Annotated in this window: 17 protein-coding genes and 1 tRNA gene; 16 read left to right on the forward strand and 2 right to left on the reverse strand. The window is 71.1% G+C overall.

Translation table 11 applies throughout. The annotated features are described in order from the left end of the window. Positions 1-14: 14 nt before the first annotated feature. The 10 genes from ftsW to AB0B40_RS01705 all read left to right on the forward strand — a co-directional run bounded on the left by ftsW (position 15) and on the right by AB0B40_RS01705 (position 8,912). Entirely contained in the window at positions 15-1,376 is a 1,362-nt protein-coding gene (ftsW, locus tag AB0B40_RS01660; RefSeq protein WP_345050426.1) for a putative lipid II flippase FtsW, read from the forward strand. Positions 1,377-1,382: 6 nt separating this feature from the next. Then, a complete protein-coding gene (gene murG, locus AB0B40_RS01665; RefSeq protein WP_345050428.1) occupies positions 1,383-2,471 on the forward strand; it encodes an undecaprenyldiphospho-muramoylpentapeptide beta-N-acetylglucosaminyltransferase in 1,089 nt (362 codons plus the stop codon). Positions 2,472-2,497: 26 nt separating this feature from the next. Next, a complete protein-coding gene (locus tag AB0B40_RS01670; protein ID WP_345050430.1) occupies positions 2,498-3,292 on the forward strand; it encodes an FtsQ-type POTRA domain-containing protein in 795 nt (264 codons plus the stop codon). A 279-nt stretch (positions 3,293-3,571) separates the two neighbouring features. Beyond that, positions 3,572-4,780, forward strand: coding sequence for a cell division protein FtsZ (gene ftsZ, locus AB0B40_RS01675; protein WP_345050432.1), 1,209 nt, complete (start codon positions 3,572-3,574; stop codon positions 4,778-4,780). Further along, complete coding sequence (pgeF, locus tag AB0B40_RS01680) at positions 4,777-5,505, forward strand: peptidoglycan editing factor PgeF (RefSeq protein ID WP_362262079.1); 729 nt, start codon at positions 4,777-4,779, stop codon at positions 5,503-5,505. The genes ftsZ and pgeF overlap by 4 nt, the downstream gene beginning before the upstream one ends. Positions 5,506-5,511: 6 nt before the next feature. After that, positions 5,512-6,231: a YggS family pyridoxal phosphate-dependent enzyme gene (locus tag AB0B40_RS01685; protein WP_362262082.1), complete on the forward strand. Its 720-nt coding sequence runs from the start codon at positions 5,512-5,514 to the stop codon at positions 6,229-6,231. Between the two features lie 128 nt (positions 6,232-6,359). Continuing rightward, the gene (gene sepF, locus AB0B40_RS01690) at positions 6,360-7,001 is read left to right on the forward strand and encodes a cell division protein SepF (protein ID WP_362262085.1); all 642 of its coding nucleotides are present in this window, start codon (positions 6,360-6,362) and stop codon (positions 6,999-7,001) included. Positions 7,002-7,062: 61 nt separating this feature from the next. Beyond that, complete coding sequence (locus tag AB0B40_RS01695) at positions 7,063-7,353, forward strand: YggT family protein (protein WP_059248823.1); 291 nt, start codon at positions 7,063-7,065, stop codon at positions 7,351-7,353. A gap of 52 nt (positions 7,354-7,405) precedes the next feature. Then, entirely contained in the window at positions 7,406-8,587 is a 1,182-nt protein-coding gene (locus AB0B40_RS01700) for a DivIVA domain-containing protein (protein ID WP_362262088.1), read from the forward strand. 250 nt (positions 8,588-8,837) lie between these two features. Further along, a tRNA-Ala gene (locus AB0B40_RS01705) sits at positions 8,838-8,912 on the forward strand. Between the two features lie 77 nt (positions 8,913-8,989). Here the strand turns inward: AB0B40_RS01705 and ileS are convergent. Further along, positions 8,990-12,133, reverse strand: a complete 3,144-nt coding sequence (gene ileS, locus AB0B40_RS01710) for an isoleucine--tRNA ligase (protein WP_362262091.1) — start codon at positions 12,131-12,133, stop codon at positions 8,990-8,992. A gap of 528 nt (positions 12,134-12,661) precedes the next feature. On the opposite strand from ileS, the gene AB0B40_RS01715 reads away from it, so the two are divergent. From AB0B40_RS01715 to AB0B40_RS01740, 6 genes are all read left to right on the forward strand, one after another. Next, positions 12,662-14,074, forward strand: a complete 1,413-nt coding sequence (locus AB0B40_RS01715; protein ID WP_362262094.1) for a TraR/DksA C4-type zinc finger protein — start codon at positions 12,662-12,664, stop codon at positions 14,072-14,074. Between the two features lie 67 nt (positions 14,075-14,141). Further along, positions 14,142-14,786, forward strand: coding sequence for a signal peptidase II (gene lspA, locus AB0B40_RS01720; protein ID WP_345050456.1), 645 nt, complete (start codon positions 14,142-14,144; stop codon positions 14,784-14,786). 62 nt (positions 14,787-14,848) lie between these two features. Continuing rightward, positions 14,849-15,793, forward strand: coding sequence for an RluA family pseudouridine synthase (locus AB0B40_RS01725; protein ID WP_345050459.1), 945 nt, complete (start codon positions 14,849-14,851; stop codon positions 15,791-15,793). Beyond that, on the forward strand, positions 15,790-16,257 hold the full coding sequence (locus tag AB0B40_RS01730; protein WP_345050462.1) for a GNAT family N-acetyltransferase: 468 nt from the start codon (positions 15,790-15,792) through the stop codon (positions 16,255-16,257). The genes AB0B40_RS01725 and AB0B40_RS01730 overlap by 4 nt, the downstream gene beginning before the upstream one ends. 196 nt (positions 16,258-16,453) lie before the next feature. Next, positions 16,454-18,040, forward strand: a complete 1,587-nt coding sequence (locus AB0B40_RS01735) for a Na+/H+ antiporter (protein WP_345050464.1) — start codon at positions 16,454-16,456, stop codon at positions 18,038-18,040. 96 nt (positions 18,041-18,136) lie between these two features. After that, a complete protein-coding gene (locus tag AB0B40_RS01740) occupies positions 18,137-18,877 on the forward strand; it encodes an SDR family oxidoreductase (protein ID WP_345050467.1) in 741 nt (246 codons plus the stop codon). A 16-nt stretch (positions 18,878-18,893) separates the two neighbouring features. On the opposite strand, the gene AB0B40_RS01745 is transcribed toward AB0B40_RS01740, so the two are convergent. Next, positions 18,894-20,000, reverse strand: a complete 1,107-nt coding sequence (locus AB0B40_RS01745; protein ID WP_345050470.1) for a mechanosensitive ion channel domain-containing protein — start codon at positions 19,998-20,000, stop codon at positions 18,894-18,896. Positions 20,001-20,072 lie beyond the last annotated feature (72 nt).

A 20,072-nucleotide genomic window follows, 5' to 3' on the forward strand; every position in this document is an offset into this window, starting at 1 on the left:
CAGTGGAGGCGCCGATGCCCGGTAGCCGTACCGGCCGGCCGCCCGTACAGCGGGCGTCCCGCCGTCCCGCCACCCCCCGCCCCGCGCGGGAGAACCCCGTACAGCGGCTCTCCTCCCGCGCGCGGAAGGCGTGGGACCGGCCGCTGACGGCCTACTACCTGATCGTCGGCGGCTGTGTGCTGATCATCGTGCTGGGCCTGGTGATGGTCTACTCGGCCTCCCAGATCACCGCGCTCCAGCTGTCGCTGCCCGGGTCGTACTTCTTCCGCAAGCAGTTCCTCGCCGCGGCCATCGGCGGCGCACTGCTGTTCGTCGCCTCCCGCATGCCGGTGAAACTGCACCGGGCGCTGGCCTACCCGATCCTCGCCGCCGCCGTCTTCCTGATGGCCCTGGTGCAGGTGCCCGGGATAGGGATGGCGGTCAACGGCAACCAGAACTGGATCTCCCTCGGCGGTTCCTTCCAGATCCAGCCCAGCGAGTTCGGCAAGCTCGCCCTGGTGCTGTGGGGCGCGGACCTGATCGCCCGCAAACAGGAGCGGAAGCTGCTCAACCAGTGGAAGCACATGCTGGTGCCGCTGGTCCCGGTCGCCTTCCTGCTGCTCGGGCTGATCATGCTCGGCGGCGACATGGGCACCGCGATCATTCTCACAGCGATCCTCTTCGGTCTGCTGTGGCTCGCGGGCGCGCCGACCCGGCTGTTCGCCGGGGTGCTGTCGGTCGCCGCGCTGATCGGTGTGCTCCTGATCAAGACCAGTCCCAACCGGATGGCCCGGCTCGCCTGCATCGGCGCCACCGAGCCCAGGACGGGGGTCGCCGACTGCTGGCAGGCCGTGCACGGCATCTACGCGCTCGCCTCCGGCGGACTCTTCGGTTCCGGACTGGGTGCGAGTGTGGAAAAATGGGGCCAACTCCCCGAAGCCCACACCGACTTCATCTTCGCCGTCACCGGTGAGGAACTGGGCCTGGCAGGGACGCTGTCGGTGCTCGCCCTGTTCGCGGCTCTAGGCTATGCGGGTATCCGCGTGGCCGGACGCACGGAGGACCCCTTCGTGAGGTATGCCGCGGGAGGCGTGACCACCTGGATCACCGCCCAGGCGGTGATCAACATCGGTGCGGTGCTCGGCCTGCTGCCGATCGCCGGCGTCCCGCTCCCGCTGTTCTCCTACGGAGGGTCCGCCCTGCTGCCGACCATGTTCGCCATCGGGCTGCTGATCGCCTTCGCGCGCGACGAGCCCGCTGCGCGGGCAGCGCTTGCGATGCGGCAACCTCGCTTTGGTAAAAAGCGGGCGGGAGGCTCCGGTGCCGAGCGGGGGCCTCGGAGATGGAACACGATGCGACGGCGTGCCTCGGCGGCGCGTTCGTCCGGAGAGCGGTGAATTTCGGTGCATGTCGTACTCGCCGGTGGGGGGACCGCCGGCCACATCGAGCCCGCGCTCGCCCTCGCGGACGCCCTGCGCAGGCAGGACCCGACCGTGGGGATCACGGCCCTGGGCACGGAGCGCGGCCTGGAGACCCGGCTCGTCCCGGAGCGCGGCTATGAGCTGGCGCTCATCCCCGCGGTGCCACTGCCCCGCAAGCCCACTCCCGAGCTGATCACCGTCCCGGGCCGGCTGCGCGGCACGATCAAGGCCGCGGAGCAGATCCTGGAGCGCACCAAGGCGGACTGCGTGGTCGGCTTCGGCGGCTATGTCGCCCTGCCCGGCTACCTGGCCGCCAAGCGCCTCGGCGTGCCCATCGTGATCCACGAGGCCAACGCGCGCCCGGGCCTGGCCAACAAGATCGGCTCGCGGTACGCGGCCCGGGTCGCCGTCTCCACCCCGGACAGCAAGCTGCGTGACGCCCGCTACATCGGCATCCCGCTGCGCCGCTCCATCGCCACGCTGGACCGCGCCGCCGTCCGCCCGGAGGCCCGCGCCCGCTTCGGGCTCGACCCGAACCTGCCCACGCTGCTGGTCTCCGGCGGCTCCCAGGGCGCCCGGCGCCTCAACGAGGTGGTCCAGCAGGTCGCCCCGTGGCTCCAGCAGGCCGGGATCCAGATCCTGCACGCGGTCGGCCCGAAGAACGAACTGCCGCAGGTGCACCAGATGCCGGGGATGCCCCCCTACATCCCGGTAAGTTACCTGGACCGGATGGACCTCGCGTACGCCGCGGCCGACATGATGCTCTGCCGCGCGGGCGCGATGACCGTCGCCGAACTCTCCGCCGTCGGGCTCCCGGCCGCCTACGTCCCGCTGCCCATCGGCAACGGCGAACAGCGGCTCAACGCCCAGCCGGTGGTGAAGGCCGGCGGCGGAGTGCTCGTCGACGACGCGGAACTGACGCCCGAGTGGGTGCAGCAGAACGTGCTGCCCGTGCTCGCCGACCCGCACCGGCTGTACGAGATGTCCCGCGCGGCAAGCGAGTTCGGCCGCCGGGACGCCGACGAGCTGCTCGTCGGCATGGTGTACGAGGCGATCGCCTCGCGCCGTTAGGACCGTATGACGAAAGGGCAGTGAGCGTGGCCGGACCGACGACCGCCGAGCGCGGTGAACGCCAGCAGGAGTCGTCCGGCCCGCCGCTCGCCCGCGGGCTCAGAAACCGGCGCTTTCGTACGATCGTCATTCTGGTCGTGCTCGCCGTGCTTCTGGGGGCCGGCGGGACTTGGGTGTTGTACGGCTCCCAGTGGCTGCGCGTCAGACACGTCTCGGTGTCGGGCACCCTGGTACTGACCCCCGAGGAGGTCCGCCGGGCGGCGGCCGTGCCCGTCGGGGCGCCGATGGTCTCCGTCGACACGAAGGCCATCGAGTCCCGTCTTCGCCGGAAATTGCCCCGAATTGACACGGTAGACGTGGTTCGTTCCTGGCCCCATGGAATCGGCCTGAAAGTGATCGAGCGCACTCCGGTTCTTCTTGTCCGAAAGGGCGGGAAGTTCACCGAAGTCGATGACGAAGGTGTCCGTTTCGCCACGGTTCCGCAGGCACCGAAAGGCGTTCCGGCGCTGGAATTGTCCGCCTCGGGGAAGGGGCCGGGCGCCGCGAGTCTCCGCCGCTTCGGCAGCGACCGGCTCGTGCGCGCGGCCGTCCGGGTCGCCGGCGACCTGCCCGCCCGCGTGGCGCAGACCACCCGGACCGTGCAAGTCCGCTCCTACGACGCCATCTCGCTGGACCTGGGTGACGGCCGCACGGTGGCATGGGGCAGCGACGAGGAGGGCCGCGCCAAGGCACGGGCCCTCACGGCTCTCATGAAAGCAGCTCCCGGCGCGCGGTACTTCGATGTCAGCGTCCCCACCGCCCCTGCGTCATCGGGGAGTTGACGCACATCAGCGCAGGCCAGCACCCTGGTTGGGCACCGCTATGGCTGATCACATAGGGTGAAAAGAAAAACGGGAGGTTCGGCGTGTTCGTTGAACGGGCGCCACTTGTCGACTTAGTGTCCTGTTCAGAAGACTCCAGGGAACAGACACACTGGTAACCCTAAACTTCAGGGTTAGGGTTCGGGTCGGCGCTACGGACCGTCCCATTCGGCATCTGTCGTCCCGGTGCGGGGCACCGCACGGCGACGACAACGTAATTCGAGGCGAGAGGCCTTCGACGTGGCAGCACCGCAGAACTACCTCGCAGTCATCAAGGTCATCGGTGTCGGCGGCGGTGGTGTCAATGCCATCAACCGGATGATCGAGGTCGGTCTCAAGGGTGTCGAGTTCATCGCCATCAACACCGACGCACAGGCGCTGTTGATGAGCGACGCCGACGTCAAGCTCGACGTCGGCCGGGAACTCACCCGCGGACTCGGCGCCGGAGCCAACCCGGCCGTCGGCCGCAAGGCCGCCGAGGACCACCGTGAGGAGATCGAGGAGGTCCTCAAGGGGGCCGACATGGTCTTCGTGACGGCCGGTGAAGGCGGCGGCACCGGCACCGGCGGGGCGCCCGTCGTGGCCAACATCGCACGGTCGCTCGGCGCCCTCACCATCGGTGTGGTCACGCGCCCGTTCACCTTCGAGGGACGGCGCCGCGCGAACCAGGCGGAGGACGGCATCGCCGAACTGCGCGAAGAGGTCGACACCCTCATCGTCATCCCGAACGACCGGCTGCTGTCCATCTCGGACCGCCAGGTCTCGGTCCTGGACGCCTTCAAGTCCGCCGACCAGGTCCTGCTCTCCGGTGTCCAGGGCATCACCGACCTCATCACCACCCCCGGCCTGATCAACCTGGACTTCGCCGACGTCAAGTCGGTCATGTCCGAGGCCGGTTCGGCCCTCATGGGCATCGGCTCGGCCCGCGGCGACGACCGCGCGGTGGCCGCCGCCGAGATGGCGATCTCCTCGCCGCTGCTGGAGGCGTCCATCGACGGCGCCCGGGGCGTGCTGCTCTCCATCTCCGGCGGTTCCGACCTCGGCCTGTTCGAGATCAACGAAGCCGCCCAGCTGGTCAGCGAGGCCGCCCACCCCGAGGCCAACATCATCTTCGGCGCGGTCATCGACGACGCCCTCGGTGACGAGGTCCGGGTGACCGTGATCGCGGCCGGCTTCGACGGCGGCCAGCCGCCGGCCCGCCGGGAGAACGTCCTCAGCTCCACCTCCGGTTCGGCCTCCGGCCGCCGCGAGGAGCCCGCACCGGCCCGGCCGAGCGAGCCCAGCCGTCCGTCCTTCGGCTCGCTGGGCAGCGTCAAGCCGAAGGAGGAGCCGGAGCCGACGCCCGAGCCGGTGCCCGACATCCCGGTCACCCCGCCGGTGACGCCGTCGCCCCGGACCTACTCGGACAGCGCGGCCGAGGAGCTGGACGTGCCGGACTTCCTCAAGTGATAGGACAGCGCGAGAGCGTGAGCGGCGCGCACTTCGCCTTCACCGACCGGTGGGGCGGGGTGAGCGCCGCTCCGTATGAGGAGCTGAACCTCGGTGGGGCGGTCGGGGACGACCCCGACGCCGTACGCACCAACCGGGCGCTGGCCGCCAGGTCGCTCGGCCTGGACCCGGCGCGGGTGGTCTGGATGAACCAGGTGCACGGCAGCGATGTCGCCGAGGTCGAGGGACCGTGGACCACCCGGCTCACCCCGGAGGTCGACGGGCTCGTGACCGCGACCCGCGGGCTGGCCCTGGCCGTCCTGACCGCCGACTGTGTGCCGGTCCTGCTGGCCGACCCGGTCGCCGGGGTCGCCGCCGCGGCGCACGCCGGGCGGCCCGGCATGGTCAAGGGGATCGTGCCCGCCGCGATCGAGGCCATGGAGTCGCTCGGCGCCGACCCGGCCCGCATCGTCGCCCGCACCGGACCGGCCGTGTGCGGCCGGTGTTACGAGGTGCCGGAGACGATGCGCGCCGAGGTGGCCGCCGTCGAGCCGGAGGCGCACGCCGAAACGAGCTGGGGCACGCCGGCGGTCGACGTGAGCGCCGGGGTGCACGCGCAGCTGGACCGGCTCGGGGTGTGCGACCGGGTGCAGTCGCCGGTGTGCACGCTGGAGTCGGGTGACCACTTCTCGTACCGCCGCGACCGCGCCACCGGGCGCCTCGCGGGCTACGTCTGGCTGGACTGATGGGGCATGACGGACCGTAAGACCGAACTCGCCGCGAATCTGGCGAAGGTGGATGAGCGTATCGCCGCCGCGTGTGCGGCGGCCGGGCGCGACCGGGATGAGGTGACCCTGATCGTGGTCACCAAGACCTATCCGGCGAGCGATGTGCGGATCCTGTCGGATCTCGGTGTGCGCCTTGTCGCCGAGAACCGCGACCAGGACGCGGCCCCGAAGGCCGCGGCCTGTGCGGACCTGCCCCTGGAGTGGCACTTCGTCGGCCAGTTGCAGACCAACAAGGTGCGTTCCGTGGTCGGTTACGCCGACGTCGTGCAGTCCGTCGACCGGTCCCGGCTCGTCGTCGCCCTGTCGAAGGAGGCCGTACGGGCGGAGCGCGAGCTGGGCTGTCTGATCCAGGTCGCGTTCGACGCCGACGCGAGTGGCCGGGGGGAGCGCGGTGGCGTGGCGCCGGGCGGAATCGAAGAGTTGGCCGGTCTGATCGCCGGCTCGCCCGGACTGCGGCTCGACGGGCTGATGACCGTCGCCCCGCTCACCGGGGAGTACGCGGGGCGCGAACAGGCGGCGTTCGAGCGCCTCATGGATTTGTCGACTGACCTGCGCCGAGCCCATCCTGCTGCAACCATGGTGTCCGCAGGGATGAGCGCGGACCTCGAACAGGCCGTGGCCGCCGGGGCGACACATGTGCGCGTCGGCACCGCGGTACTCGGAGTCCGCCCCAGGCTCGGGTAACGTCGCCAGGAAGTCGGACCACAGCAGAAAATATGGTCAATGCCCGTGAAGTTGGGCACAACGACCACGTGGATCGCGGGCACTTGGCAGTCGTCAGTCGATCCACCACAGAGCGGAGGACTCAGAGCATGGCCGGCGCGATGCGCAAGATGGCGGTCTACCTCGGCCTCGTGGAGGACGATGGGTACGACGGCCGCGGATTCGACCCCGACGACGACTTCGAGCCGGAGCTGGACCCGGAGCCCGAGCGGGACCACCGACGGCATGAATCGTCACACCAGTCGCACAGCCCACACCAGTCCCAAAGGGACGAAGAGGTGCGAATCGTGCAACCGCCCGCGCCCCGCGAGCCGGTGGCCCGTTCGGCTTCGCTCGCCGCGGAATCCGGACGTCCGGCGCGCATCGCGCCCGTGGCATCCATCACACAAGAACGTCAGTCCCTGGAGAAGAACGCACCGGTGATCATGCCCAAGGTCGTGTCGGAACGAGAGCCGTACCGGATCACCACACTTCACCCCCGGACCTACAACGAGGCCCGTACCATCGGGGAACACTTCCGTGAAGGCACCCCGGTGATCATGAATCTGACTGAGATGGATGACACAGACGCCAAGCGACTTGTCGACTTTGCGGCCGGTTTGGTGTTTGGTCTTCACGGCAGCATCGAGCGGGTGACGCAGAAGGTGTTCCTGTTGTCTCCTGCTAACGTCGATGTCACGGCGGAGGACAAGGCCCGCATCGCAGAGGGCGGGTTCTTCAACCAGAGCTGAGACGCGGGACCGAACCGAAGTACGGAAGAGCACGGGAACAGGGGAGAGGGAACCACAGGCCATGAGCGTGTTCGCGCAGGTGATCTACATCGCGCTGATGGTGTTCCTTGTCGTGCTCATCTTCCGGCTGGTCATGGACTACGTCTTCCAGTTCGCCCGCTCGTGGCAACCCGGCAAGGCGATGGTGGTCGTACTGGAGGCCACCTACACTGTCACCGATCCACCGCTGAAGCTTCTGCGGCGGTTCATCCCGCCGCTGCGTCTCGGGGGCGTGGCGCTCGACCTGTCCTTCTTCGTACTGATGATCATCGTCTACATTCTCATCTCCATTGCGCAGAGTTTCGTGAGATGAGGGTGGACGATCCGGTCTTGCCGACTGCCGATGACTACGTTGAGGTGAAGAGATGCCGTTGACCCCCGAGGACGTGCGGAACAAGCAGTTCACGACCGTCCGCCTCCGAGAAGGCTATGACGAGGACGAGGTCGATGCCTTCCTCGACGAGGTCGAAGCCGAACTGACCCGTCTGCTCCGCGAGAACGAGGACCTGCGCGCCAAGCTGGCCGCGGCCACGCGCGCTGCTGCCCAGAACCAGCAGAACATGCGCAAGCCTCCCGAGCAGGACCAGCAGCACCCTCAGCAGCAGCAGGGCATGCGAGGTCCCGGCCAGCCGGTGCCCGCCGGCATATCGGGCCCGCCGCAGCAGCAGATGGGCGGCCCCATGGGTGGCCCGCCCCAGCTGCCGAGCGGTGCCCCGCAGCTGCCCGCCGGCCCCGGCGGTCAGGGCGGCCCGCAGGGTCCCGGCCCGATGGGCCAGGGTCCGATGGGCCAGGGTCCGATGGGCCAGGGTCCGATGGGTCAGGGCTCCATGGGACAGGGCTCGATGGGGCAGGGCCCGATGGGCGGTCAGCCGCCCATGCAGCAGCAGATGGGCGGTCCGATGGGCGGCCCCATGGGCGGTCCGATGGGCGGCCCCGGTCAGGGTCCCGGTGGCGACAGCGCCGCCCGTGTCCTCTCGCTGGCCCAGCAGACCGCCGACCAGGCGATCGCCGAGGCCCGTTCCGAGGCCAACAAGATCGTCGGCGAGGCCCGCAGCCGCGCCGAGGGTCTGGAGCGTGACGCCCGAGCCAAGGCCGACGCCCTGGAGCGGGACGCGCAGGAGAAGCACCGTGTCGCCATGGGCTCCCTGGAGTCCGCGCGCGCCACGCTGGAGCGCAAGGTCGAGGACCTGCGCGGCTTCGAGCGCGAGTACCGCACGCGCCTGAAGTCGTACCTGGAGTCGCAGCTGCGCCAGCTGGAGACCCAGGCGGACGACTCCCTGGCCCCGCCGCGTACCCCGGCGACCGCGTCGCTGCCGCCGTCCCCGGCGCCCTCCATGGCACCGGCCGGCGCGAGCGCCCCGTCCTACGGCGGCAACCAGACGATGGGCGGCTCGCCCGCTCCGTCCGGCCCGTCCTACGGCGGCCAGCAGCAGATGACCCCGGCCATGACCCAGCCGATGGCCCCGGTCCGCCCGCAGGGCCCGTCCCCGATGGGCCAGGCTCCCTCGCCGATGCGTGGGTTCCTGATCGACGAGGACGACAACTGACCGGCCCCTGAGGCCAGTACGACAACGGCGTCGGCAGCGTCCACTAGGGCGGGCCCCCTGGACTTCGGTCCCGGGGGCCCGCCCTTTTTACGCGGGTTGCGCGGGGCGTGCCTCAGGGGCGCGGGGCCGCACCGCTGTGCGCCTGCGCCGCGCGGGCGCACGGGTCTGGTCCGGCGGCCGGGGGACGCGGGGGCCGCCGCGAAAGGCCGTACGCCCCCATGATCGACTCGTGTGGCGTACTCCGGGCGCCGGGGCGCGTAGCGCAGACGGTCGTCGCGCCTCGATGGCATCCAGGAGGACGCCGGTTCGAGTCCGGCCCGCCCCGGCGCGTCGCTCTTCCGGAACGCCGAAAGGCCCGGCCCCTGCGCAGCAGAGGGGCCGGGCCTTCGGACTGTCCGGCGCCTACGCCTTGCGCAGGCGGAACACGAGCGACAGACCCTCGTCGGTGAAGGGCTCGCCGAAGGTGTCGTCCGCCTCGCCCTGGGCGAAGTCGGTCGCGAGCACCTCGTCGGCGATCAGTCCGGCGTGCTCGGTGAGCGCCGCGATGACCGCCGGGTCCGTGGAGGTCCAGCGCAGGGCGATCCGGTCGGCGACGTCCAGGCCGCTGTTCTTGCGGGCCTCCTGGATCAGCCGGATCGCGTCCCGGGCCAGGCCCGCCTGCCGCAGCTCCTCCGTGATCTCCAGGTCCAGCGCCACCGTGGCACCGGAGTCGGAGGCCACGGACCAGCCCTCGCGCGGGGTCTCCGTGATGATCACCTCGTCCGGGGCGAGGGCGACCGTCTCACCGTCGACCTCCACGGTCGCCGTGCCCTCGCGCAGGGCGAGGGAGAGGGCGGCGGCGTCGGCGCTCGCGACGGCCTTCGCCACGTCCTGGACGCGCTTGCCGAACCGCTTGCCCAGCGCCCGGAAGTTGGCCTTGGCGGTCGTGTCCACCAGGCTGCCGCCGACCTCGCTGAGCGAGGCCAGCCCCTCGACGTTCAGCTCCTCGGTGATCTGCGCGTGCAGTTCCCGGTCCAGGGCGTCGAACCCGGTGGCCGCGATCAGCGCACGGGACAGCGGCTGACGCGTCTTGACGCCCGACTCCGCGCGCGTGGCGCGGCCCAGCTCCACCAGCCGGCGGACGAGGACCATCTGCTTCGACAGCTCCGGGTCGATGGCCGACAGGTCCGCCTCCGGCCAGGCGGCCAGGTGGACCGAATCCGGGGCGCCCGGGGTCACCGGCACCACCAGGTCCTGCCACACCCGCTCGGTGATGAACGGGGTGATCGGCGCCATCAGCTTGGTGACCGTCTCCAGCACCTCGTGCAGCGTGCGCAGCGCGGCCTTGTCGCCCTGCCAGAAGCGGCGGCGCGAGCGGCGGACGTACCAGTTGGACAGGTCGTCGACGAACGCGGACAGCAGCTTGCCTGCGCGCTGGGTGTCGTACGCCTCCAGCGCCTGCGTCACCTGGTCGGTCAGCGCGTGCAGCTCGGACAGCAGCCAGCGGTCCAGCACCGGACGCTCGGCCGGGGCCGGGTCCGCCGCGGACGGCGCCCAGCCCGACGTACGGGCGTACAGGGCCTGGAAGGCGACCGTGTTCCAGTACGTCAGCAGGGTCTTGCGGACGACCTCCTGGATGGTGCCGTGGCCGACCCGGCGGGCCGCCCACGGGGAACCGCCGGCCGCCATGAACCAGCGCACCGCGTCCGCGCCGTGCTGGTCCATGAGCGGGATCGGCTGCAGGATGTTGCCCAGGTGCTTGGACATCTTGCGGCCGTCCTCGGCGAGGATGTGGCCGAGGCAGACGACGTTCTCGTACGACGACTTGTCGAAGACGAGCGTGCCGACGGCCATCAGCGTGTAGAACCAGCCGCGGGTCTGGTCGATCGCCTCGGAGATGAACTGCGCCGGGTACCGGCTCTCGAACAGCTCCTTGTTCTTGTACGGGTAGCCCCACTGCGCGAACGGCATCGAACCCGAGTCGTACCAGGCGTCGATGACCTCCGGTACGCGCGTGGCCGTCTTCCCGCAGCCGTCGTGACGGCAGGCGAAGGTGACCTCGTCGATGTACGGCCGGTGCGGGTCGAGGCCGGACTGGTCGGTGCCCGTCAGCTCGGTCAGCTCCGCGCGGGAGCCGACGCAGGTGAGGTGGTCGTCCTCGCAGCGCCAGATCGGCAGCGGGGTGCCCCAGTAGCGGTTGCGGGACAGCGCCCAGTCGATGTTGTTGTTCAGCCAGTCGCCGAAGCGGCCGTGCTTGACCGTCTCCGGGAACCAGTTGGTCCTCTCGTTCTCCTGGATGAGACGGTCCTTGATCGCCGTCGTGCGGATGTACCAGGAGGGCTGCGCGTAGTAGAGCAGCGCGGTGTGGCAGCGCCAGCAGTGCGGGTAGCTGTGTTCGTACGGCAGGTGCTTGAAGAGGAGGTCGCGCTGCGCCAGGTCCTCGGTGAGCTTCTCGTCGGCCTTCTTGAAGAAGACGCCGCCGACGAGGGGTACGTCCTCCTCGAAGGTGCCGTCCGGGCGGACCGGGTTCACCACCGGCAGGCCGTAGGCACGGCAGACCTTGAGGTCGTCCTCACCGAAGGCGGGGGACTGGTGGACCAGACCCGTACCGTCCTCGGTGGTGACGTAGTCGGCGTTGACCACGTAGTGCGCCGGCTCCGGGAACTCCACGAGGTCGAACGGGCGTTGGTATGTCCAGCGCTCCATCTCGGCGCCGGTGAAGGTCTGGCCCGTGGTCTGCCAGCCCTCGCCGAGCGCCTTGGCGAGGAGCGGCTCGGCGACGACGAGCTTCTCCTCGCCGTCGGTGGCGACGACGTAGGTGACCTCGGGGTGCGCGGCGACCGCCGTGTTGGACACCAGCGTCCAGGGGGTCGTCGTCCACACCAGGAGGGCGGCCTCGCCGGCGAGCGGACCGGAGGTGAGCGGGAAACGGACGTAGACGGACGGATCGACGACCGTCTCGTATCCCTGCGCCAGCTCGTGGTCCGACAGGCCGGTGCCGCAGCGGGGGCACCAGGGGGCGACGCGGTGGTCCTGGACCAGCAGGTCCTTGGTGAAGATCTCCTTCAGCGACCACCAGACCGACTCCACGTACTCGGGGTCCATGGTCCGGTAGGCGTCGTCCAGGTCGACCCAGTAGCCCATGCGGGTCGTCAGCTCGGCGAAGGCGTCGGTGTGCCGGGTCACGGACTCGCGGCACCTGGCGTTGAACTCGGCGATGCCGTACGCCTCGATGTCCTGCTTGCCGGAGAAGCCCAGCTCCTTCTCGACGGCCAGCTCCACGGGCAGGCCGTGGCAGTCCCAGCCGGCCTTGCGGGCCACGTGGTAGCCGCGCATGGTGCGGAAGCGGGGGAAGACGTCCTTGAAGACGCGTGCCTCGATGTGGTGGGCGCCGGGCATGCCGTTCGCGGTGGGCGGCCCCTCGTAGAACACCCACTCCGGGCGGCCTTCGGACTGCTCCAGGCTCTTGGCGAAGATCTTCTGGTCGCGCCAGAAGTCGAGCACGGCGTGCTCAAGAGCGGGCAGGTCGACCTGTGCGGGCACCTGGCGGTACGTCGGCGCTGTCATCTGCGAGCATCCTCCAACGGACTTGCTGCCTTCCGTCGGAGGGACGAGAGCCTTCGTTCCTGTCTACGCCGTGTGCGGCGCGCTCCCGCGGTACCACCCTCCTTGGCCCTCCGCCGCGCCGTACGCGCCGGGGAGCCCCCTCATTGGGGTCGCGAAACCGGTTCTACTCGCCGCGGCGCTCGGGCTGCGGCTTTCTTCCGGCGGCTCCGGGGTGATCTTCACGTCGCGCTCGCCCCCGGGCTCACACCGTCCCCGGGTCGCTCTGGGCTGCGTACGCCGCTACTCGTCCCCATCCACGCTTCTCGCTCCGCCCAGTGTACGGCGCGGCGCGGACAGCGGCGGACCGGTTTTCCGCGGGGCGCGGGCGGACGTCGCGGCAGGGGGGCGCGTGACCCGAATGGCGAGGGGGTCCGGCGCCCGGGTCCGGGCCGGCCGGGCCCGGCGGATTACCCGGCGGGGAGCTGGGCACAACGGATGCAGGCCCGTGGCTCGGGGGGTGCGGGCGGGCGAATCGGGCGGTGTGCCCCGTTGCCGCGGGACTCAAGTCGATTTATCGTCCCAGCACGATTCGCGAGCAAGATCACAATATGTGAAGGGGCCGCGGCCATGGTGGCGAAGAAGACCGCCGTACAGCAGCCGGCGACCGGGAAGACCGGCGCGAGGCCTGCCACCGAGAAGACGGCCCCGGGCAGGACGGCCGCCGGGAAGAAGCCTGCCGCGAAGACGGCTGCCGGGAAGACGGCTGCCGGGAAGGTGGCCGCCGCGGACGCGGTCGCCACGGAGACGGTCGGGAAGGCGGCGGTCGGGAAGAAGGCGGTCGGGAGGGGGGCGGTCGCCGGGAAGACGGCCGGTGAGAAGGCGGCCGCCGAAACGACGTCTGCTGAGAATGCGTCTGCCGAGAAGACGGTCGGGAAGAAAACGGCTGCCGAGAAAGTGAGCGGGAGGGATCCGGCTGCCGAGAAGGTGCCCGCGAAGAGGCCGCCCGCCGGGAAAGTGGCAGGGAAGAAGCCGGCCGGGAAGGAGCCGGTCACGGAGACGGCGGCCGCCGGGAAGGGGACGGCGGGTGGGAAGAAGGCCGCCGGGGGGGCGGCCGCGGCGGCCAAGGCCGCGGTGAAGAAGGTGGCCACGGAGAGGGCGGCCACGGACAGGACGGCCACGGCAGCCAAGAAGGCGGCAGCCAGGGAAACGCCCGTCGAGGCGGCGGGCGCCGAGGAGACGGGCCCCAGGGAGACGGGCGCCAAGGAGGGGGCCTCCAAGGAGCGGGTCGCCAAGGAGGGGGCCGCGAAGAAGGCCGGCGCCGAGAACGCGGTCGCGAAGGACGCGGTCGCGAAGAAGGCGGTCGCGAAGAAGGCCACCGGTGAGAAAGGAACTGGTCAGAAGGCCGCGGTGCGGGAGGCGGCCGGGAAGAGCACGGCCAAGAAAGCGGGCGCGGCGCATGCCGCGGAGCAGACGGGAGCCACGACGGTGGTTGCGAAGAAGACTCCTGGCACGGCCACGACGGAACAGACCGCCGTTCCCAAGGCGCGGGTCGCCGCGGCGGAGCCCGGCGAGCTGGCGGTGCGCCCCGGAGAGGACCCCTGGACCGAGGAGGAGGTCGAGAAGGCCCGCGCGGAACTGCAGTCGGAGATGGAGCGGCTGCGGGAGGAGATCAGTTCGTCCGAGGCGTCCCTGGTCGGACTGATGCGGGACTCCGGGGACGGCGCCGGCGACGACCAGGCCGACACCGGCACCAAGAACATCACGCGCGAACACGAGCTGGCGCTGGCCGCCAACGCGCGCGAGATGCTCACGCAGACCGAACGGGCCCTGGAGCGGCTGGCCGCGGGCACCTACGGCCTGTGCGAGAACTGCGGCAACCCCATCGGCAAGGCACGCATGCAGGCGTTTCCGAGGGCCACTCTGTGCGTGGAGTGCAAGCAGAAACAGGAACGCCGCTCCTGAGCGTGGGGCGCCGCCGGACCGTGCCGTAGTCTCGTCCCCAGTCAGGCACCTAGGTTGAGGGACTCACGTGGCAGAGGCGGAGCGCATCATCGGTACGCCGGACACCCCGGACGGTGACGGCGAGCAGACGGCGGCGGCCGGAGCGCCCGTCGGCACCGGCGCGGCCGATGCGCCCGGCGAGGCCGGCGCGGACGAGCGGCGCGCACCTGCGCAGCGGCGGGCCGGCCGCGGGCGGCGGATCGCCGTGCTGTTCGCGGTGGCCGTGTTCGCGTACGGCCTCGACCTGATCAGCAAGCTGCTGGTCGTCTCCCGGCTGGAGGGGCACGCGCCTATCCGGCTCGTCGGGGACCTGCTGGAGCTGCACGCCATCCGCAACCCGGGTGCGGCCTTCGGCTTCGGCGCGGCCTTCACGATCATCTTCACGCTGATCGCCGCGGCCGTGATCGTGGTGATCATCCGGCTGGCCCGCAAGCTGTACAGCTTTCCCTGGGCGGTCGCGCTCGGCCTGCTGCTCGGCGGCGCGCTCGGCAACCTCACCGACCGGATCTTCCGGGCGCCGGGCGTCTTCGAGGGCGAGGTGGTCGACTTCATCGCGCCCAAGGGCTTCGCGGTGTTCAACCTCGCCGACTCGGCGATCGTGTGCGGCGGCATCCTGATCGTGCTGCTGTCCTTCCGCGGTCTGGACCCCGACGGCACGGTCCACAAGGACTGAGCGCGGGGCACTTGTCCACAGGCTCGTTCGGGAGCGGCGGAGCCGTCCGGCATACTCGACGGGTGAGCACGCTTCCCGAGATCCGCACCCTGCCCGTGCCCGACGGCCTGGAGGGCGAGCGCGTCGACGCCGCCATCTCCCGGATGTTCGGCTTCTCCCGCACGAAGGCGGCGGAGCTGGCCGCCGCCGGCAAGGTCCAGGTCGACGGATCGGTGGTCGGCAAGTCCGAGCGGGTGCGCGGCGGCGCCTGGCTGGAGGTCGAGATGCCGCAGGCACCCGCCCCGGTGCAGGTGGTCGCCGAGCCGGTCGAGGGCATGGAGATCGTGCACGACGACGATGACGTGGTCGTGATCGTCAAGCCGGTCGGCGTGGCCGCGCACCCCTCGCCCGGCTGGTCCGGCCAGACCGTCATCGGTGGTCTCGCCGCCGCCGGATACCGGATCTCCACGTCCGGCGCCGCCGAGCGCCAGGGCATCGTGCACCGCCTGGACGTCGGCACCTCGGGCCTGATGGTGGTCGCCAAGTCGGAGCGCGCCTACACGTCGCTCAAGCGCCAGTTCAAGGAGCGCACGGTCGACAAGCGCTACCACACGCTGGTCCAGGGCCACCCGGACCCGACGAGCGGCACGATCGACGCCCCGATCGGCCGCCACCCGAACCACGACTACAAGTGGGCGGTCACGGCCGACGGCAAGCCCTCGGTGACCCACTACGACCTCATCGAGGCCTTCCGCGCCGCCTCCCTGCTGGACGTGAAGCTGGAGACGGGCCGCACCCACCAGATCCGCGTCCACATGTCCGCGCACCGCCACCCCTGTGTCGGCGACCTCACCTACGGCGCCGATCCGACCCTCGCCAAGCGGCTGCGCCTGACCCGTCAGTGGCTGCACGCCGTACGGCTCGGCTTCGAGCACCCCGGCGACGGGCAGTGGGTGGAATTCGCCAGCGACTACCCCGAGGACCTCCAGCAGGCCCTCGAGCAGGTCCGCGAGGAGACCTACGCGTGAGCACGCCGTACACCGTCCGGGTCGCCGAGGGCCCTGCCGACCGTGAGGCGTGCTTCGCGGTCCGCAAGGAGGTCTTCGTGGTCGAACAGGGCGTCGACGAGGACATCGAGTACGACGCCTACGACGCCGTGGCCGTCCATGTGCTGGCGCTCCGCGAGGACGGTGTGCCGCTGGGCACCGGGCGGCTGCTGTCCGGCGAGGCGGCGGCCTCGAAGACCGGCGGGGACCTCTCAGTCGGTTCGCTGGGGCGGCTCGCCGTGTCCCGGGCGGCGCGCGGGCACGGCGTCGGCGCGGCCCTGGTGCGCGCCATCGAGGACGCGGCCCGCGCGCGCCGCCTCGCGTCGGTGGACCTGCACGCGCAGACCCACGCCCTGGGCTTCTACGAGCGCCTCGGCTACACGGCGTACGGCCCGGAGTTCCCGGACGCCGGCATACCGCACCGGGCGATGCGCCGGGCGCTGTAGGGCTTCGAGCGGCCCGGAGCCGCCGGGACCGGCCGGGCGGCCCCTGGCCCCGGCCCCCGGCCTCGGCGCTTCGGCGCGCAGGACACCGCAGGTCGCTTCGGCGCGCAGGACACCGCAGGTCGCGGGGAGTCGGCGGGTGCCGCGGTGGCAGACTTGAGACCTGCCGTGTGATCGTCAACCCCCCGGAGCGCCGTCCGTGGACCAGCTGGCTCTGTTGTTCGTACTGCTGCTCGGGGCCCTGGTGAGCGTCCCGGTGGGCGACCGGCTGGGGGTGCCGGCACCGGTGCTGATGACCCTGTTCGGCGGGGTCCTGGCGGTGGCCGACTTCGTGCCCAACGTGAACATCCCGCCCGACCTGATCCTGCCGGGGCTGCTGCCGCCGCTGCTCTACGCCGCCGTCCGCCGGACCTCCTGGCGGCAGTTCGCGGCCAACATCCGCCCGATCTTCCTGCTGGCCGTCGCCCTGGTGTTCGTGACGACGGTGTGCGTGGCGGTCGTCGCCAACGCCATTGTGCCGGGGCTGCCGATCGCCGCCGCCGTCGCGCTCGGCGCTCTGATCGCGCCGCCCGACCCGGTCGCCGCGACCAGCGTCGCCGGACAGCTGGGGCTGCCGCGCCGGCTGGTGTCGATCCTGGAGGGCGAGGGGCTCTTCAACGACGTCACGGCCATCGTGCTGTACCACGTGGCGATCGCCGCCGCCGTGAGCGGCACGTTCTCGCCCTGGCGGGCCGGGCTGGACCTGGTGCTGTCCGCCGTCGTCGCGGTCGCCGTGGGTCTGGCGCTGGGCTGGGGGGCGAACCGGCTGATGGACCTGCTGGGCGATCCGACCCTGCAGATCGGCATGACGCTGCTGGTGCCGTACGCCTCCTATGTGCTCGCGGAGAAGCTGCACGGCTCCGGGGTGCTCGCCGTGCTCACCACGGCGCTCTTCCTCGCCGAGTACGCCACCGACGCCGACGACGTGATGACCCGGCTCGCCGGGCACACCTTCTGGGACATCATCGACACCCTCGTCACGGGTGTCGCCTTCGGACTCATCGGCCTGGAGCTGCACAACGCCATCCGTACGGCCCAGGGGCGGTGGGCCGAGATGCTCGGCTGGGCGGCCGCCGTCGTGGGCGTGGTGGTCGTCGTACGGCTGGTGTGGCTGCTGCCGGCGACCTGGCTGACCAAGCGGCTGCACGCCCGCCGGGACTACGACGAGGAGATCCCGGTCAGCTGGCGGGAGACCGTCGTGATGTGGTGGTCCGGAATGCGCGGTGTGGCCTCGGTGGCGCTGGCGCTGGCCGTGCCGCTCAGGACCGCCGACGGCTCCGCGTTCCCCGACCGGGACGAGATCATCTTCATCGCCTTCGGAGTGATCGTCGTCACGCTGGTGCTCCAGGGGCTGACCCTGCCCTGGCTGGTGAGGCGGCTCGGGGTGCGGGCCGACTCCGAGCGGGAGAAGGAGTTCGAGAAGGAGCTGGCGGTGCGGGCCGCGAAGGCGGCGAAGCGCCGGCTCCGGGAGATCGAACAGGTGGAGGAGCTGCCCGAGGAGCTGTCCGAGCAGATGCTGCGGCGCGCCTTCGACATCGGGATCCGGATCAGTCCGGACATGGGGGAGGCGGAGCGGCGGGAGGCCCAGCAGCAGCGGGTCAAGCGCCTGAAGCGGGTGCGGCGCATCCAGAGCGAGATGCTGAGTGCCGCGCGGCACGAGGTGCTGGCCGCACGGAGCGAGGCCGGGGCGGATCCGGAGGTCGTGGACCGGGTGCTGCGCCATCTGGACGTGCGCAGCCTGCGCTGAGCGGGTGCGTCCACAGGGGCCCGATCAGTCATACGAATGTGTCGATCCTGTGGATGACGCCACGCGTCACCCGCGGATCGCTCCTACGCTCGGATCATGACTCGCAACATCGTGATCAGTGGGGGCGGCACGGGGATCGGACGCGCGGCGGCGCACGCCTTCGCCGCGGACGGGGACCGGGTGCTGTTGCTGGGCCGGCGTGCCGAGGTGCTCGAGAAGGCAGGGGTGGCCGGGGCGCTCACCTTCGCCGCGGATCTCACCGAGCCCGGCCAGGTCCGCGGTGTCGCCCGGTTCGTCGCCGAGGAGCTGGGCACCGTCGACGTGCTCGTGCACGGCGCCGGCGGCGCCGGGCACCTGGAGCCCCCGGCCGACAGCGACGACCCCCTCGACCGGGTCGCCCACCACTGGACCGTCAACTTCCGGCAGAACACCCTGACCGCGGCGCTGCTCACCGAGGCGCTGAGGCACCGGCTCGCCGAGCCCGGCGGCCGGGTGCTCTTCATCAGCTCCATCGCCGCCTACCGCGGTTCGGGCACCGGCGCCTACGCGGCGGCCAAGGCCGGACTGCACCCGTACGCCCATGACCTCGCCCGGGAGCTGGGCCCGCACGGCATCACCGTCAACGTGGTCGCACCCGGATACATCGAGGACACCGAGTTCTTCGGCGACACCATGGACGAGGCCCGGCGGACGAGACTCATCGCCGACACCTCGACCGGCCGCCCCGGCACACCGGGGGACGTGGCCGAGACCCTGCGCTGGCTGGCCTCGCCCGCGGCCGGACACATCACCTCACAGGTGATCCAGGTGAACGGGGGTGCCGAGCGGGGCCACTGACCCCCCGCCCGGCCGGTCAGCCCCGGCCGGTGCGCGGGAAGTCGTAGGCCCGGCGGAGGGAGGTGCCGTCGGGGGAGGGGATGTGGTGCGGCGGGAGCACGGACTCCGCCGTGTTGACCCGGGGCAGCGCATAGGGGTGCTCCATGGACAGCCAGGTGATCATCTGCTCGCGGACCGTGACCCGGACCGTCCAGATGTCGTCCGCGTCCTTCGCGGTCACCAGGGCACGTACCTGGACGGTGTTCGGCGTGGTGTCCGTCACCTGGAGGCCGCACGCGCGGCCGTCCCAGGCCGGGCACGCGCGCAGGATGTCCCGCAGCTTCTCGCGCATCGCCTCCAGCGGCGCGCTGTGGTCGAGGTGCCAGTAGACGATGCCGGTCATCTGCGGGGTGCCGCGGGACCAGTTCTCGAAGGGTTTGGAGGTGAAGTACGACACCGGCATGGTGATCCGGCGCTCGTCCCAGGTCCGTACCGTCAGAAAGGTCAGGGTGATCTCCTCGACCGTGCCCCACTCGCCGTCCACGACGACGGTGTCGCCGAGCCGGACCATGTCCCCGAAGGCGATCTGCAGCCCGGCGAACATGTTCGCCAGCGTGGACTGGGCCGCGACACCGGCCACGATGCCGAGCACACCGGCGGAGGCCAGCAGGGACGCGCCGGCCGCGCGCATCGCCGGGAACGTCAGCAGCATCGCCGCCACGGCGACCACCCCGACGATCGCCGCCACCACCCGCATGATCAGCGTCACCTGGGTGCGCACCCGCCGGACCCGGGCCGGGTCGTGGTGGGCGCGCGCGTAACGGGTGTAGGTCGTCTCGACTATGGCCGCCGCGATCCGGATCACCAGCCAGGCCGCCGCTCCGATGAGCACCAGGGTCAGCGTGCGGCCGACGCCGGTGCGGTGGTCGTTGAGCAGCTTCGCCTGGTCGTAGGAGCCTCTGAGCATGGCCGCGCACAACACCAGCTGGTAGGGCACGCGGCCACGCCGCAGCAGGCCCCACAACGGGGTCTCGCTGTGTCGCGCGTCGGCCTTGCGGAGCAGCACGTCCGTGGCCCAGCCGATGAGCACGGTCAGGAACACGGAAGCGCCGATCACGATCACGGGGCGGAGTACGGTCTCCATGTCTCGGAACCTAACCGGCATCGGCGGGGCATGAACATGTGACTTCGGAGCGCGAGTGGGTACGGCCGCGCT

This window comes from Streptomyces sp. NPDC042638 (assembly GCF_040647235.1).
GTDB classification, from domain to species: domain Bacteria; phylum Actinomycetota; class Actinomycetes; order Streptomycetales; family Streptomycetaceae; genus Streptomyces; species Streptomyces rameus.

Excerpts from the sequence above, each read along its gene's own strand:
- ftsW (WP_345050426.1), top strand. The coding sequence starts at position 15 with ATGCCCGGTAGCCGTACCGGCCGGCCGCCCGTACAGCGGGCGTCCCGC.
- AB0B40_RS01685 (WP_362262082.1), top strand. The coding sequence starts at position 5,512 with ATGACGGACCGTAAGACCGAACTCGCCGCGAATCTGGCGAAGGTGGAT.
- sepF (WP_362262085.1), top strand. The coding sequence starts at position 6,360 with ATGGCCGGCGCGATGCGCAAGATGGCGGTCTACCTCGGCCTCGTGGAG.
- AB0B40_RS01695 (WP_059248823.1), top strand. The coding sequence starts at position 7,063 with ATGAGCGTGTTCGCGCAGGTGATCTACATCGCGCTGATGGTGTTCCTT.
- AB0B40_RS01700 (WP_362262088.1), top strand. The coding sequence starts at position 7,406 with ATGCCGTTGACCCCCGAGGACGTGCGGAACAAGCAGTTCACGACCGTC.
- ileS (WP_362262091.1), bottom strand. The coding sequence starts at position 12,133 with ATGACAGCGCCGACGTACCGCCAGGTGCCCGCACAGGTCGACCTGCCC.
- AB0B40_RS01740 (WP_345050467.1), top strand. The coding sequence starts at position 18,137 with ATGACTCGCAACATCGTGATCAGTGGGGGCGGCACGGGGATCGGACGC.
- AB0B40_RS01745 (WP_345050470.1), bottom strand. The coding sequence starts at position 20,000 with ATGGAGACCGTACTCCGCCCCGTGATCGTGATCGGCGCTTCCGTGTTC.